At 66.7% G+C, this 14,724-nt stretch carries 12 protein-coding genes; 5 read left to right on the plus strand and 7 right to left on the minus strand.

Going from position 1 to position 14,724, the window contains the following annotated elements:
* Positions 1 to 63 precede the first annotated feature (63 nt).
* The 3 genes from OU995_RS24170 to polA all read right to left on the minus strand — a co-directional run bounded on the left by OU995_RS24170 (position 64) and on the right by polA (position 4,887).
* The gene (locus OU995_RS24170) at positions 64 to 780 is read right to left on the minus strand and encodes an ABC transporter ATP-binding protein (RefSeq protein ID WP_267832705.1); all 717 of its coding nucleotides are present in this window, start codon (positions 778 to 780) and stop codon (positions 64 to 66) included.
* On the minus strand, positions 773 to 2,032 hold the full coding sequence (locus tag OU995_RS24175) for a lipoprotein-releasing ABC transporter permease subunit (protein ID WP_267832706.1): 1,260 nt from the start codon (positions 2,030 to 2,032) through the stop codon (positions 773 to 775). The genes OU995_RS24170 and OU995_RS24175 overlap by 8 nt, the downstream gene beginning before the upstream one ends.
* 74 nt (positions 2,033 to 2,106) lie before the next feature.
* On the minus strand, positions 2,107 to 4,887 hold the full coding sequence (gene polA / locus OU995_RS24180; protein ID WP_267832707.1) for a DNA polymerase I: 2,781 nt from the start codon (positions 4,885 to 4,887) through the stop codon (positions 2,107 to 2,109).
* A gap of 252 nt (positions 4,888 to 5,139) precedes the next feature.
* Here polA and OU995_RS24185 point away from each other — a divergent pair, with 252 nt between their 5' ends.
* The 3 genes from OU995_RS24185 to OU995_RS24195 all read left to right on the plus strand — a co-directional run bounded on the left by OU995_RS24185 (position 5,140) and on the right by OU995_RS24195 (position 7,596).
* Entirely contained in the window at positions 5,140 to 5,529 is a 390-nt protein-coding gene (locus tag OU995_RS24185; protein ID WP_267832708.1) for a hypothetical protein, read from the plus strand.
* Between the two features lie 91 nt (positions 5,530 to 5,620).
* Entirely contained in the window at positions 5,621 to 6,592 is a 972-nt protein-coding gene (locus tag OU995_RS24190; RefSeq protein WP_267832709.1) for a homoserine kinase, read from the plus strand.
* Positions 6,589 to 7,596 carry a BPSS1780 family membrane protein gene (locus tag OU995_RS24195; RefSeq protein WP_267832710.1) on the plus strand — a complete coding sequence of 336 codons (1,008 nt, stop codon included), beginning with the start codon at positions 6,589 to 6,591 and terminating at the stop codon, positions 7,594 to 7,596. The genes OU995_RS24190 and OU995_RS24195 overlap by 4 nt, the downstream gene beginning before the upstream one ends.
* A 106-nt stretch (positions 7,597 to 7,702) precedes the next feature.
* On the opposite strand, the gene OU995_RS24200 is transcribed toward OU995_RS24195, so the two are convergent.
* The 3 genes from OU995_RS24200 to OU995_RS24210 form a co-directional block, all read right to left on the minus strand.
* Positions 7,703 to 9,100 carry a HipA domain-containing protein gene (locus OU995_RS24200; protein ID WP_267832711.1) on the minus strand — a complete coding sequence of 466 codons (1,398 nt, stop codon included), beginning with the start codon at positions 9,098 to 9,100 and terminating at the stop codon, positions 7,703 to 7,705.
* A 38-nt stretch (positions 9,101 to 9,138) separates the two neighbouring features.
* Positions 9,139 to 9,435, minus strand: a complete 297-nt coding sequence (locus OU995_RS24205; protein ID WP_267832712.1) for a helix-turn-helix transcriptional regulator — start codon at positions 9,433 to 9,435, stop codon at positions 9,139 to 9,141.
* 105 nt (positions 9,436 to 9,540) lie between these two features.
* Positions 9,541 to 12,021: a UvrD-helicase domain-containing protein gene (locus OU995_RS24210; RefSeq protein ID WP_267832713.1), complete on the minus strand. Its 2,481-nt coding sequence runs from the start codon at positions 12,019 to 12,021 to the stop codon at positions 9,541 to 9,543.
* A 33-nt stretch (positions 12,022 to 12,054) separates the two neighbouring features.
* Here OU995_RS24210 and OU995_RS24215 point away from each other — a divergent pair, with 33 nt between their 5' ends.
* Both OU995_RS24215 and OU995_RS24220 read left to right on the plus strand, forming a co-directional pair.
* Positions 12,055 to 12,468, plus strand: a complete 414-nt coding sequence (locus OU995_RS24215) for a YchJ family protein (protein WP_267832714.1) — start codon at positions 12,055 to 12,057, stop codon at positions 12,466 to 12,468.
* 426 nt (positions 12,469 to 12,894) lie between these two features.
* Positions 12,895 to 13,650, plus strand: a complete 756-nt coding sequence (locus OU995_RS24220; protein ID WP_267832715.1) for a pseudouridine synthase — start codon at positions 12,895 to 12,897, stop codon at positions 13,648 to 13,650.
* Here the strand turns inward: OU995_RS24220 and OU995_RS24225 are convergent.
* Entirely contained in the window at positions 13,637 to 14,716 is a 1,080-nt protein-coding gene (locus OU995_RS24225) for a WD40/YVTN/BNR-like repeat-containing protein (RefSeq protein ID WP_267832716.1), read from the minus strand. The genes OU995_RS24220 and OU995_RS24225 overlap by 14 nt on opposite strands.
* Positions 14,717 to 14,724 lie beyond the last annotated feature (8 nt).

Raw genomic sequence — 14,724 nt, forward strand, 5'->3', positions numbered from 1 at the left:
TCCCCGACGCCCGCCTCGCCATGCGCGAAGCGAGCCTGGCGGGGCGGTGAACGCTGGCGCCGCTCAGCCCAGGATCTGCAACACGCCGCCCACCAGCCGGCGTTGATGCTGGCAACGCTTCGCCAGGTCCTGATCGTGGGTGACCATGACAAATGCGGTGCCCTGCTCCCGGGCCAATTCCAGCATCAGGTCAAAGACGGTACCAGCGGTGGTGCGGTCCAGATTGCCGGTGGGTTCATCCGCCAGCACACAGGCCGGACGGGTGACCAGGGCGCGGGCAATGGCCACCCGTTGCCGCTCGCCCCCGGAGAGTTCCCCGGGCCGGTGCGCCCCCCGCGCACCCAGGCCCACCCGGGCCAGCACGGCGGCGGCTTGCTCGCGGGCCTGCTCGGTGGGCACACGGCGGATGCGCAGCGGCATGGCCACGTTGTCCAGCGCGCTGAATTCCGGCAGCAGATGGTGGAACTGATAGATGAATCCCAGATGCTGATTGCGCCACTGCCCGCGGGCCGCTTCGCCCAGCGTGGACAGTTCACGCCCCATCAACATCACCCGGCCGGTGCTGGGCTTGTCCAGCCCCCCCAGCAGATGCAGCAAGGTGCTCTTGCCAGAGCCGGAGGCGCCCAGCACGGCCATGGTTTCGCCCGCTTGCACCGTCAGATCCACGCCCTGGAACACCTGCACATCCAGCGGGCCTTCCACAAAGCGCTTGCCCAGGCCCAGGCCCTGCAGCACCGGGCCCGGCTGCCCGGCGCCCGGCTTCATCGAGGTGTCACTCATAACGCAGAGCCTCCGCCGGTTGCACGCGGCTGGCGCGCCAGCTCGGATAGAGCGTCGCCACAAAGGACAGGATCAGGGAGGTCACGGTCACGGGAATGATGTCGCCCCACTGCGGATCGCTGGGCATGTGGCTGATCAGATAGATGCTGGCCGGCAGGAAGGTGGTGTGCAGCACCCGCTCGATGAAGGGCACGATCACATCCAGGTTGTGCGCCACCAGCAGGCCCAGGCCCAGGCCGGACAAGGTGCCGATCACCCCGGCCAGTGCGCCCTGGATCATGAAGATGCCCATCACCGACCGAGGGCTGGCGCCGAGCGTACGCAAGATGGCGATATCCGCCTGCTTGTCGGTCACCGTCATCACCAGCGTGGAGACCAGATTGAAGGCGGCCACCGCCACGATCAGCGTGAGGATGATGCCCATCAGCCGCTTTTCCACCTGCACGGCGTCAAACCAGTTGGCATTGGTGCGGGTCCAGTCCCGCACGAGGATGTCCCGCGAGAAGCGCTGCTGCAGTTCCTGGCCCACCGCTCGAGCCTGCTGCACATCGCTCAGACGCAATTGCACGCCGCTGGGGCCGCCGGTGCGGAACAGCTTGGCGGCATCGTCCACATGGACCAGCGCCAGACCGCTGTCGTATTCATAGTGGCCTGCGGAAAACACGCCCACCACATTGAATTGCTTGTAGCGCGGCACCACGCCCGCCGGGGTGAGCTGGCCGCTGGGAGCCACCAGGGTGATCTTGTCACCGGCCTGCACGCCCAGTTGGCGAGCCAGCTCCACGCCCAGGATCATGTTCCATTCGCCGGCCCTGAGGCGCTGCAGCAGGCCGTCCTTGGCCAGCGATGCCGCCATGGGTGTCACTGCAGGCTCCAGCGCCGGATCGATGCCGCGCACGATGGCGCCGCGCATGTCTTCGCCCCGGGCAATCAGCGCCTGGGAACTGACAAACGGCGCAGCGCCCACCACCTGCGGGTTCTCCTTGGCCTTGTTGGCCACGGCCTGCCAGTCGGGGAGGGCTTCACCGGTGTCGTTGAGCAGCTCCACATGGGAGACCACCGACAGCATCCGGTCCCGCACTTCCTTCTGGAAGCCGTTCATCACCGACAGCACGATGATCAGCGCCGCCACCCCCAGGGCGATGCCGAACATCGACACCCCGGAGATGAAGGAGATGAAGCGATTGCGCCGCCCCCCGCGGCCGGCCCGTGTGTAGCGCCAGCCGACCTGCAATTCATAAGGCCAATTCATAGGGCGAGAATGCTAACAGTGGGGATCACGCGGGACGGGCTGCCTGCGAGGGTTCGGTTCATCAGTGCGGTTCATCAATGCGCTTCGTCCCAGTTGCTGCCCACGCCCACCTCGGCCAGCAGCGGCACCTTCAGCGCGGCCACACCGGCCATCAGCGTCGGCACTTCGGACTTCACCCAGTCCAGTTCGTCCTCAGGCACCTCGAACACCAGTTCGTCATGCACCTGCATCACGATGCGGGTGCGCTTCTGCTGCTCATCCAGGGCCTGCTGCACGGCAATCATGGCCAGCTTGATGAGATCGGCGGCCGTACCCTGCATCGGCGCATTGATGGCCTGGCGCTCGGCGCCGCTGCGGCGCGGGCCGTTGCCGGAGTTGATTTCCGGCAACCACAGGCGGCGGCCGAAGACGGTCTCCACATACCCCTTCGCCTTGGCGAACTGCTTGGTGTCGTCCATATAGGTGCGAACACCGGCAAAGCGGGTGAAATACCGGTCGATGTAGTCCTTGGCCGCCTTCTGTTCAATGCCCAGGGACTGCGCCAGGCCGAAGGCCCCCATGCCGTAGATCAGACCGAAATTGATGGTCTTGGCATAACGGCGCTGTTCCGGCGTCACCGCCTCCAGCGCGCCGCCGAACACCTCGGCGGCCGTGGCCCGGTGCACGTCCTGGCCTTCCTGGAAGGCGCGCAGCAGGCCCGGGTCTTCGCTGATGTGCGCCATGATGCGCAGCTCGATCTGGGAATAGTCCGCGCTGACGATGCGATGGCCGGGCGGCGCCACAAAGGCTTCCCGCACGCGTCGGCCCTCGGCCGTGCGGATGGGGATGTTCTGCAGGTTGGGCTCGTTGCTGGAGAGGCGGCCGGTCACCGCCACCGCCTGCGCGTAGGTGGTGTGTACCCGGCCGGTCTGCGCATTCACCATCAGCGGCAGCTTGTCGGTGTAGGTGCTCTTGAGCTTGGACAGTGCCCGATATTCCAGGATCTTGGCCGGCAACGGGAAATCGGCGGAGAGCTTCTCCAGCACTTCCTCGTCGGTGGACGGTGCCCCGGTGGCCGTGCGCTTGACCACTGGCAGGCCCAGGCGGTTGAAGAGGATCTCGCCGATCTGCTTGGGTGAGCCCATGTTGAAGGGTTGGCCGGCCATCTCATGGGCGGCCTGCTCGGCCGCCACCATGCGCTGGCCCAACTCGGCACTTTGCGCCTGCAGCTTGGCGGCGTCGATCAGCACACCGGTACGCTCGATCCGCGCCAGCAACCGGGACACCGGAATCTCCAGCTGCTCGTAGACAAAACGCAGCTGGGGTTCCGCTTCCAGGCGTGGCATCAGCGTCTGGTGCACCTGCAGGCACATCTCGGAGTCCTCGCCGGAGTACTCGGCCGCCTTGGCCACTTCCACCTGTGCAAACGGAATCTGATGCGCGCCCTTGCCGCACAGGTCTTCGTAACTCAGGCCCTTGCGGCCCAGCACGCGGTCGGCCAGTGCTTCCAGGCCATGGCTGCGGTGGGCCTCAAGGACGTAGCTTTCCAACATGGTGTCGAAAGCGTAGCCCTGCACCTGGATGCCGTGGTTGGCAAACACGTGGGTGTCGTACTTGATGTTCTGTCCGACCTTTGGCCGTGTGGCATCTTCCAGCCAGGGCTTCAGGCGGGCCAGCACCTCGTCCAACGGCAATTGGGTGGGCGCATCGGGACCTTCATGGCGCAGCGGCACATAGGCGGCCTCGCCCGGCTGGACGCTGAAGCTGATGCCGACGATGCGGGCTTGCATCGCATCCAGCGAATCGGTTTCGGTATCCAGGGCGGCGAGCGGTGCTTGTTGCAGGCGTTCCAGCCAGGCGTCCAGACGCGGCCATTCGGTGAGGGTTTCGTAGTGCTTCTCGACGGGTGCGGGCGGCACGGGCGCATCGGCGAACAGGTCGGCCGTCTGGCCGGGCGCCAGTTCCGGCGTGGCGGGGGCGCCGTGGCTGGGCGACGTCCCGCCGACGCGGGTTTCCAGCTCACGCTTCCAGGTCTTGAAGCCATTGCGGTTGTAGAAGTCCAGCAGGCCGGCCTCATCGACCGGCTTGAAGGCCAGGGCTTCCAGTGCGGGCCAGCCGGCGACGTGCTCGCAGAGCTCGCAATCGACCTTGACGGTCACCAGTTTGCGGCCCATGGGCAGCCAATCCAGGGCCTTGCGCAGGTTTTCACCCGCGACGCCCTTGATCTTCTCGGCGGCGGCGATCACGCCGTCCAGCGATCCGTACTCGGCAATCCATTTCGCGGCGGTCTTGGGGCCCACCTTCTCAACCCCTGGCACATTGTCGACGGTGTCGCCCATCAGGGTGAGGTAATCGATGATGCGGTCGGGGGGCACGCCGAACTTGGCCATCACACCGGCTTCATCCAGGCGCTCGTTGCTCATGGTGTTGATGAGCTGGACATCCGGGGTCACGAGCTGGGCCAGATCCTTGTCGCCGGTGGAGATCAGCACCTGATGGCCGGCCTGTGCGGCCACACGAGAGAGGGTGCCGATGCAATCATCCGCCTCGATCCCGGGCACGGTCAGTACGGGCCAGCCCAGCAGCCGGACGACTTCATGAATGGGATCAATCTGTTCCCGCAGCGCATCCGGCATGGGCGAGCGCTGGGCCTTGTACTCCGGGTACCACTCATCGCGGAAGGTGGGCCCGGAAGCGTCAAACACGCAAGCGGCATGTTCGGCGCCTGCGTCGTCGCGCAGGCGTTTCAGCATGGCGACCATGCCATGGATGGCACCGGTGGGCTGACCCTGTGGGCCTCGCAGGTCGGGCATTGCGTGATAGGCGCGATACAGGTAGCTGGATCCATCCACCAGCAACATCAGGGGCTTATTCATCAACCCATTATCGGTCGTCCCACCGCCCCCCGGTCCCGGCCACAACCACGAACTGGCTCCCCCAAGTCCCCGGCCGGCGCCCCTCGGGGTCAGGAGCGAAGCGACTGGGGGGCCTCTATCCACCGGGGCCAGGAGCGAAGCGACGGCGCCCCTCCCCCAGCCACGCCCGTGGAGCTGGCTCCGCCAGGCCACCGGGCGGCGCCCCTTGGGGGCAGGAGCGCAGCGACTGGGGGGCGTTATAGAATCTGCGTCATGAAATGCACCCGCCTCGCCTTCCCGCCGAGTCCCCTCCTCCTGGCGGCTGCCTGCGTCGCCCTGAGCTGCAGCGCGTCTGCCTGGGCGGCTGAGGCACCGGCGGCTGCGTCGCCGTCCGCATCTGCGCCCACCACGGCCACCTCGTCCGCCCCTGCGGTGCACGAGGTGCCTGATGCCAAGGTGGAACAGATCGTCCAGGAAGACGACAAGGTCCGGATCGAGGAAACACGGGTGAGAGGCCTGACTCAAAAGCTGGTGGTCAAGCGCAAGGACGGAGCGCCTGAGTACGAGATCCTGCTCAGCGACACCGGCAAAGACATCCCCGTCCGCCAGGGCGCTGAACGCGGCAACGCCGGTCAGCGGGTCTGGCGTGTGCTGAGCTTCTGATCGCTGGCCGGCCGCCCCGCTGCGTTTCGCTGCACCGCGCCGCCCCAAGCTGCATCCTGCCGCCGGCTTCGATCACCAACCCTTCCCCCTCATGGCCGTATTCACCGACGTCACGCCCTTCCAGGCGCAGGCGCTGCTCCACACACTGAACCTGGGCGAACTGCAATCGCTCAAGGGCATTTCCGCCGGTATCGAGAACACCAACTACTTTGTCACCACCGCCAAGGGCGAGTTTGTGCTGACCGTGTTCGAACGCCTGAGCTTCGAACAACTGCCGTTTTATCTGGAGCTGATGCGCCATCTGGCCGCCCGTGGCATTCCGGTGCCCGCCCCGCAGCCTGATGCGCAGGACCGCATCCTGCACACCCTGTGTGGCAAACCCGCCGCCGTGGTGGAGAAACTCCGTGGCGGCCACCAGCTCGCCCCCGACCAGTTCCACTGTGAACAGGTCGGCGCAGCGCTGGCCCGCATGCATCTGGCTGGCACGGACTTCCCGCTGCATCAGGAGAACCTGCGCGGCCTGCCCTGGTGGCGCGAGACGGTGCCGGAAGTGTTGCCGCATCTGGCCTCGGAACAGGCCCAGCTGTTGAAGGACGAACTCGCCTTCCAGGAACATCTGGCTCCCGGCACGGCGCTCTTGCCCCGAGGGCCCATCCACGCGGACCTGTTCCGCGACAACGTCATGTTCGAAGGCCTGCCTGGCCGCGAACGTCTGAGCGGCTTCTTTGACTTCTATTTCGCCGGGGTGGACACCTTCCTCTTCGATCTGTGTGTCTGCCTGAATGACTGGTGCATTGATCTGGCCAGCGGCCGGCTGGATGAACAGCGCGCCATCGCATTGGTCACCGCCTATGAATCGGTGCGGCCATTGACCGGTGCCGAGCATCGGCTGTTGCCCGGCATGATGCGGGCAGCCGCCCTGCGGTTCTGGATCTCGCGGCTGTGGGATTACCACTTGCCCCGCGAGGCCAGTCTGCTCAAACCCCACGATCCCACCCATTTCGAGCGCGTTCTGCGCGAGCGCATCGCCCGGCCGTGGCACGCGCTGGAGTCCTTGCCATGATGTTGCACCTGCAGTCCGTTCCCGCCCGCAATGGGCTCATCTGGGTGCGGCATGGATTGAAGGTGGTGCAGCGCCAGCCGTTTGCCCTGGTGGGCCTGTTCTCGCTGATCATGCTGGTGTGGACCCTGCTGAGCCTGACGGTGGTCGGCTCGCTGGTGTCGGTGGCCTCGGTGCCGCTGGTGTCGCTGGGCTTCATGCTGGCGTCCCACCAGGTGCTGCAGTCGCATACGCCCACGGTGCAGGTGTTCACCCAGCCGCTTCAACTCACCCCGGAGCGGCGCAAGGCGCAATTGCTGCTGGCAGTGCTGAGTGCGGTGCTGAGTGTGGTCATCAGCCAGGTGTCCATCTGGGTGGCCGGCGGCGCCATGGATCAGTTGGCCAACCTGGCCAAGTCGGGCACGCAGCCCGACCCCGCCGCCGTCGTTGCGGCCATGACCGATCCGCGGATGATCCAGGCCACGTTCACCTTCTTCGGTCTGCTGGCGTTGGTCAGCGTGCCGCTCTGGCATGCGCCAGCGCTGATCCACTGGGGCGGACAGGGCGTGATCCAGTCCCTGTTCTCCAGCACCCTGGGGGTGTGGAAGAACAAGGGGGCGTTCATGGTGTCCGGTCTGGCCTGGACCGGGCTGACGTTTGCCTGCTCGATCGTGGTGAGCCTGCTCGCCGCCCTGCTGGGCTCACCGATGCTGGCCACGCTGTTGCAGGTGCCGGTGTTCTTTGTTCTGTTCACCGCCTTCCTCTGCTCGCTCTATTTCACCTTCATCGACTGCTTCATGTTTGGAGCGCCGAAGGATCTGGCGGTGCCTCCTGTTCGCAAGGGTGCTGCGGTGGAGATGATCACACAGGGGCCGGAGGCTGCTCCGGCGCCCGTGGCAGCGCCACCGTCGGCTGAGCATGAAAGCGCACCTCCGGCACCTTCGGAACCTCCCGCCCCTCCAGCCCCCTCAGCGCCCGCCACGCCCGCCGTGACCTCCGCGCCCACCAGCGACGACAAGCCCCACTGAGCGCGCTGCAGGTGCTGCGGGTGCTGCGCCGGCCCGCTGCACCTTGCCGGCCGAGGCCCGCATCTGACGGGCGACGGGCACGTCCGAGAACCGTTCGGAGGGGTCTTTAGAGATCCCGGTGATCGGTATGCAGCAGATCCTCCACCCAGGCCATCTGCCGGGCGCTTTGAGCCGCCACCACCGCAGCAATTGCATGCGCCACGTCCGCCGGGACCTCCGCACCGGCGGCGCTCGCCAGCACGGAGGCCTCCAGCGGCGCCGCCTCGCACATCCGGCGCAGTTCCAGCGCCAGGCTGCGCGGCTTCGCGCCGCAGGCCTTGGCGGCGAGAGCCCAGTCCTTCGCAGCGTTCACCGGAGGGGTCATCTGCCAACGGGACGACAGCTCTGCGCGGCCCAAGGGCCCGCCCGTCGCCCCCCGCCACGAACCCTTGCCATGGGGCGCCAGCGGACATCGCAGGTTCATCACCGGTGCCAGCCGCAGCCCGGTGTGGTCGAGGTAGAACCACAGATCAGAAGGACCCGCGTCACCGCTGCCGATCAGCGCCTGGAACACCCACCATCGCATCAGCGCGCGTCGATCCACCAGCGGCTGCGGGCTGTGGCTCAGCAGCTTGCCCAGACGTGTCCAAGGGGGTGGTGGGTGCGTGGATGCGGTGTGCTCGTCGGGCCAGAGCCCCAAGGCCTGCCCAGCCGAGACTGCATGCAGCCGGCGCACACGCCCGTCGTCCAGCCGCAGCCGGTCCCAACGCTGAAACTGCAGCACCGGCTGAGGCAGCGGAAGCAGCTCGACCGTGGCCACATCCAATCCCAGCCGGGCGGCCAGACGCAAGCAAAACAGCTTGTTGAACAAGGCCGCCTCGCCGCCAGCCTGCCGAGGTGCTGCCTCCAGCAGATGGGTGGACGCCATTTGCGGGGTGCGGGTCCACCACCATCGGCCCTGATCGACGTAGACGCCCAGCATGGGGAGGCTGTCCATCGCCCCCGCCCCAACAGCGGGCGCCGGCCACCACGGCAGCACCCGTTCGCCGCGCTCATCCAGCAGCAGCCATTGCTCCGCCGGCCCCTGCAATCGATCGGCCAGGGACTCAGGCAACAGCTCCCGCTGCGGCATCCATGGCGGTGAACGGCGCCGGCCTCGCAGGCCCACCGCCCCCGGCAGATCGTCGCCGCAGGCCATCAGCACAGGGAGGCCTTCGAGCGCGTTGCGCTTGATGGATGCCTGGGCCGGATGAGCCTGATGGGCCTGAGGGTCCAGCGCTTGCGCAACGCCGCGCTCCGCAGCGCCCCCGGGCAGCAGATGGGCGAGATAGAGTGCCGCGTGCCGCCGCCACTGCGCCGAGGCTGTGGTGGCTTCGCCGCCCAGCGGCAGTTGCGGGCTGAGGGGGAAGGCACGCAGGTGGGACTGCCAGTCGGGCAGATAGTGCAGCGGCAGGTCCAGCGAGGCGCCTGGAACGCCCAGGCCTGCAGCCCTGGACAACCCGCCGCCTGCCTCCCACTCGGCCACGGGCTGATCATCCAGCCACACCTGGCCCCCCACCAACGTCAACCTTCGTCGCGAGTGGCCAGGATGGCGCGGCGCACGACCTCGCGCTCAGTGGCGGGCACCGCAAACAGGGTCACGCCCAATTCCCGGGCGGCCTTCAACACGGTGGGCAGGCCGACACCGGCCCCGCCCTTTTCGATATTGATCATGGTCTGCCGGGAGACACCAATGGCATCTGCGGCTTCGACCAGCGGAATGCGCGACCGGGTGCGGGCCGATCGGATGGCCGCACCCAGGGACGCGGCGTCCAGCACGGTGGGATCGTGAGGCGGATCAACAGGAACGACGGTACGCATGGGTCTCCAGACTGCAGAGAAAGTTTCACCCTCCCCCCCGCATGGCTGGTCCGGCTACCCGGACTCTCTTGGGCCCACCCCAACTCTAACGCTTCTTCGCCAAGCTCAATCGATGGGGGTCAGTTTGGCCACGCTCAGCGCCAGCCACTTGACCCCGTGACGGCCGAAATTGACCTGCGCACGGGCATCCGGCCCGCTGCCTTCCAGCGTGACCAGCACGCCCTCGCCGAACTTGTTGTGGAAGACGCCCTTGCCCACCCGCAGGCCGCCGTGTTCGTCGCCGGTCTTCTGTGCAGCCGACTGTTTCATCGACGTGGGCACAGGTGCCGAGGCAAAACTGGGCGGCTCGACGCGGCCCGCGCCCACCATGGATTTCAAACCGGACCCACGCTGCCAGGCCTGCTGATAGTCCTTGGCAAAGCCTGAGCCAAAGCCCTGGTTGCGAGGCGTGAGCCACTTCAGCGTTTCTTCCGGCAGCTCTTCCAGGAAGCGGCTCTTGATGTTGTAGCGCGTCTGCCCGTGCAGCATGCGCGTCTGGCAGAAGCTGATGTAGAGCCGCTGCCGGGCGCGGGTGATGGCCACATACATCAGCCGGCGTTCTTCCTCCAGGCCGTCCGCATCCGCCAGCGAGTTCTCGTGCGGGAACAGCCCTTCTTCCAGCCCGGTGATGAACACCGCATCGAACTCCAGCCCCTTGGCCGAATGCACCGTCATCAACTGGATGGCGTCCTGCCCGGCCTGGGCCTGGTTGTCCCCGGCCTCCAGCGACGCATGGGTGAGGAATGCCGCCAGCGGCGACATGATCTCGCCGGTTTCAGCATCCGGCGTGGCGGGGGCGGCCGGCGCCACGGCCGAGGGGAATCCATCGGCGATCTGGCCCGGGGAGTGCTCGTCCACCGGCAGCGCCACGGCGTCTTTGCCAAAGCCTTCCTGGGTGACAAAGGCCTCAGCGGCATTCACCAGTTCGCCCAGGTTTTCCAGCCGCTCTTCGCCTTCCTTCTCGGCCCGATAGAAATCGGCCAGGCCGGACGACTCGATCACATGCTCAATGATTTCGCGCAGCGTGAGCCCTGTGGTGGCTTCGCGCATGGCGTCCACCATGCCCACGAAGTTGCCCAGGCTCGCACCGCCGCGCCCCGCCACCGCGGCCACGCTCTGATACAGCGACCGGCCACTCTGCCGGGCGGCATCCTGCAGCAACTCCACCGTGCGCGCCCCAATGCCGCGCGCCGGGAAGTTCACCACCCGCAGGAAGCTGGTGTCGTCATTGGGGTTCTCGATCAGCCGCAGATACGCCAGCGCATGCTTGACTTCCGCCCGTTCAAAGAAGCGCAGACCGCCATAGACGCGGTAAGGGATGCCGGCATTAAACAGCGCCGATTCGATCACCCGCGACTGCGCATTGCTGCGGTAGAGCACCGCAATCTCGCTGCGCGGCAAGCCCTGCCGATGCAGCGCCTGGGCTTCTTCCAGCAGCCATTGCGCCTCGGCGAAATCGCTGCTGGCTTCACTCACCCGCACCGGTTCACCCGCGCCCGCTTCGGTGCGCAGGTTCTTGCCCAGGCGGCGGGTGTTGTTGCTGATCAGGGCATTGGCGGCGTCCAGGATGTTGCCGAAGCTGCGGTAGTTCTGCTCCAGCTTCACCACACGCTGGACGCGGTACTCCCGCTCAAAATCGCTCATGTTGCCGACGCGGGCGCCGCGGAAGGCATAGATGCTCTGGTCGTCGTCGCCCACCGCAAACACGCCCTGCCCGCGGCCCGGTGGCGCAAACATCTTGAGCCAGGCGTATTGCAGCTTGTTGGTGTCCTGGAACTCGTCCACCAGCACGTATTGAAAGCGGCGTTGGTAGTGCTCCCGCACGGCGGCGTTGTCGCGCATCAGTTCGTAGGAGCGCAGCATCAGCTCGGCAAAGTCCACCACGCCCTCACGGGTGCATTGGTCCTCGTAGGTCTGATAGATCTCCACCAGCTTGCGGGTCTGCTCATCGCGCAGGTCGATGTCCTTGGGGCGCAGGCCGTCTTCCTTGGCACCGGCAATGAACCAGGACACCTGCTTGGGAACAAAGCGCTCTTCATCGAGCTTCATCGCTTTGATCACACGCTTGACGGCGGACACCGTGTCTCCAGCATCCAGGATCTGGAAGCCTTGCGGCAGGCCGGCGAGCTTCCAGTGCGCGCGAAGGAAGCGGTTGCACAAGCCGTGGAAGGTGCCGATCCACATGCCGCGCACATTCACCGGCAGCATGGCCGACAGCCGGGTGACCATTTCCTTGGCGGCCTTGTTGGTGAAGGTCACGGCCATCACACCGGCGGGTGTGGTCAGGCCCTGGCTCATCAGCCAGGCGATGCGCGTGGTGAGCACCCGGGTCTTGCCCGACCCGGCGCCCGCCAGAATGAGCGCAGGCTCCTGGCCCAGCGTCACCGCGGCGTATTGCTCCGGGTTGAGGTTGTCCAGCAGGCCACGCGGCGCGCGCGGACGGAAGAGGTCGCTTTGACCGCCTTCGTCCTCGTGGGTGTCCTCATGGGTGTCTGGGACCTGCCGGGCATCATGGGCGCCGGCCGCGCCGAAATCCTGGGAATTCATCCAGCCATTCTAGGATGGCATGATGCCGGCCCGATGAAGACCATGCATTTCAGTCCCGAAGCCCCCTGCCCTTGTGGCCGCCCCGCGCCTTACCGGCGCTGCTGCGGCGCGCTGCATGCGGCATTCGAACAAAATGGCGCCTTATCGGCACCCGACGCCGAAGCGTTGATGCGCTCCCGATATTGCGCCTTTGTGCTGGACCTGACGCCCTACCTGCTGGCCACCTGGCACCCGGACACGCGGCCCGCGCACCTGGAAGCCAACGAGCGGGGGCTGCGCTGGCTGGGGCTGGAAGTGAAGCACCACGCGGTGCAGGACAGCACCCACGCCACCGTGGAATTCGTGGCCCGCAGCAAACTGGGCGGACGGGCGCATCGGCTGCATGAAGTCAGCCGCTTTGAGAAGGTGGACGGCGCCTGGCTTTATCGGGATGGCGATCTCAGCTGAAAGACGCTTCGAGCGCGTGCCACAAGCGAATGCCTGGAGCAACTGCCTCGTTCGGCGGTGTCAGGCGAATTTCTGACGCACCCGGCCGGCGTTCAAACGCCGCAAGGCCCAGGACAGGCCAGCAACACCAGCCCCAGGCCGAACAGGGAAACCAGACTGGAACGATGACCGACGCGCAACTCCTGGGGCATGACCGACGCCTGAGGGAAGCCTCCTGCACTGTCCGGCACGTCGCGGCAGGAGGATGAGCTTCTGGAACGGCTTCACATGGACCGTCCAAGCGCTGCGATGATGATGGGCAGGTCACATGACAGGATTTTGGCGGCGACACCCCTGAAGCGGCACACCCCCCAAACGGGGCAGCACGTCGATTCGGGGGAGGAAACCGCGCCCGTCAGGTGCGCACCCTCGCCTACTGAACTGCCCATGTCATCCGATTCGTCACCGCGATCAGCGTCATCAGCGTCGCCGCCACCGCTCCCGCTGTTGTATCTGGACGACCATCTGGCGGTGGTGAACAAACCGGCCGGCCTGCTGGTGCATCGCACCGCGCTGGACGCTCAGGAGCAGGAGGCCGCCCTGCAGCGGCTGAGGGACCAGCTGGGGCGCCCCGTGTGGCCGGTGCATCGGCTGGACCGGGGAACATCGGGGGTGCTGGTGTTTGCACTGAACGCCGAGGTGGCCAGCCAGCTCGGCCAGGCCCTGGCCGAGCGGCTCACGCAAAAGCGCTATCTGGCGCTGGTGCGTGGCTGGCCATCGGCCGACAGCGGCAGCGTGGACCATCCGTTGGCGCGTGACCCGGAACGGCCCTCCGCCGGACAGCCTCTGCTGGAGGCCACCACGCACTGGCAGTGCCTGGGCCGGTTCAGCCTTCCCGTCTCCACGCATCCGCAGTTCAACGAGACCCGCGTGGGCCTGATCGCCTGCGAGCCGGTGCAAGGGCGGCGTCACCAGATCCGGCGGCATCTCAAGCATCTGGCGCATCCGATCATCGGCGATGCCAACCATGGCAAGGGCCCACTGAACCGTACCCTGGCCGCGCATCTGGGTCTTCAGCGGCTGTGGCTGCATGCGCAGACCTTGACCCTGACGCATCCGGTGAACGGTCAACAGCTGAAGCTGGAAGCGCCATGGGGGCCGGAATGGACGCCATGGATGGCGGGGCCACTCACCCGAACCTGACGCAATACACCGGCGGCAAGGTGTGCGACACCGTGCGCCAATGGTCGCCGCCGTCGCCGCTGGCCCAGACGTTACCGGTGGTGCTGCCCATCATCAGGCGACGGCCATCCGCGTGTGCCGCCAGCCCGTGTCGATAGATCAGGTCAAAACAATGCTGCTGCGGCAGGCCAACACGCAAGGTGTCGAACGTCTGGCCGCCGTCCCGGGTGCGGTTGACTGCCAAAGCCCCATCCACCGGGAGGCGTCGTTCGTCCTTGATCGCTGGGACCCACCAGGCGGTCTGCGGGTCGGAGGCATGCGCGGCGACGGCAAAACCGAAGCCCGATACCGGCGGCTTGAGTTCATGCCAGTGCGCCCCGCCATCCTCGCTCCGCCAGACACCGTTGTGATGCTGGCACCAAAGCACCTGCGGGTCCGCCTCGCAGGCGACGATGCGGTGCGGATCCTGCGTGTTCTCTTCACCGGCCTGATCGGGCGGCATGAAATCCGCTCGCATGCCCTTGGCGCTGATTCGCCACTGGGTCCCGCCGTCCTCGCTGCGCCAGGCTCCCCCGCAGGAGATGCCCAACAGCAATTGGTCCGGCTGCTGCGGATGGATGCAGATGGAATGGATGCCGGGCGCGTCGTAGCCCCCACCGAACCACCCCAGCCGCTCCGGCTTGTGCCAGAGGGACTCCACCAGCGACCAGCTGTCGCCCTGATCGCAGCTCACAAAGAGCCCACCGGGGATGGTGCCGGCCCACAGCCGACCATCCGCCCCGCGCTCCAGTGACCAGATCTGCACCAGTTTCCAGGCCGGCCCCGACGCGTCCTCCGGCTGGGCCGGGAAGGCTGGGGCGGGCACTTCGCGCCAGTGGTCGCCGCCATCGTCGGACACCTGGATCTTGCAACCGAAGTGCCCCAGATTCAGCGCGGCCAGCAGCCGTCCACCACCGGGCGGCGGCGGCAGCACCATGCTGACCGGATCGCCGATGAAGTGATGGCGGGCAATGACCCAGGCATCACCCTCCTTCTGATGCAGTTCCAATAGCCCCTTGCGAGTCCCGATCCAGGCGATGGTCGTCATTGGAAGTC

Origin of the sequence: Roseateles sp. SL47, from assembly GCF_026625885.1 — a bacterium.
Lineage (GTDB): Bacteria > Pseudomonadota > Gammaproteobacteria > Burkholderiales > Burkholderiaceae_C > Roseateles.

Excerpts from the sequence above, each read along its gene's own strand:
- OU995_RS24170 (WP_267832705.1), bottom strand. The coding sequence starts at position 780 with ATGAGTGACACCTCGATGAAGCCGGGCGCCGGGCAGCCGGGCCCGGTG.
- OU995_RS24175 (WP_267832706.1), bottom strand. The coding sequence starts at position 2,032 with ATGAATTGGCCTTATGAATTGCAGGTCGGCTGGCGCTACACACGGGCC.
- polA (WP_267832707.1), bottom strand. The coding sequence starts at position 4,887 with ATGAATAAGCCCCTGATGTTGCTGGTGGATGGATCCAGCTACCTGTAT.
- OU995_RS24185 (WP_267832708.1), top strand. The coding sequence starts at position 5,140 with ATGAAATGCACCCGCCTCGCCTTCCCGCCGAGTCCCCTCCTCCTGGCG.
- OU995_RS24190 (WP_267832709.1), top strand. The coding sequence starts at position 5,621 with ATGGCCGTATTCACCGACGTCACGCCCTTCCAGGCGCAGGCGCTGCTC.
- OU995_RS24195 (WP_267832710.1), top strand. The coding sequence starts at position 6,589 with ATGATGTTGCACCTGCAGTCCGTTCCCGCCCGCAATGGGCTCATCTGG.
- OU995_RS24205 (WP_267832712.1), bottom strand. The coding sequence starts at position 9,435 with ATGCGTACCGTCGTTCCTGTTGATCCGCCTCACGATCCCACCGTGCTG.
- OU995_RS24210 (WP_267832713.1), bottom strand. The coding sequence starts at position 12,021 with ATGAATTCCCAGGATTTCGGCGCGGCCGGCGCCCATGATGCCCGGCAG.
- OU995_RS24215 (WP_267832714.1), top strand. The coding sequence starts at position 12,055 with ATGAAGACCATGCATTTCAGTCCCGAAGCCCCCTGCCCTTGTGGCCGC.
- OU995_RS24220 (WP_267832715.1), top strand. The coding sequence starts at position 12,895 with ATGTCATCCGATTCGTCACCGCGATCAGCGTCATCAGCGTCGCCGCCA.
- OU995_RS24225 (WP_267832716.1), bottom strand. The coding sequence starts at position 14,716 with ATGACGACCATCGCCTGGATCGGGACTCGCAAGGGGCTATTGGAACTG.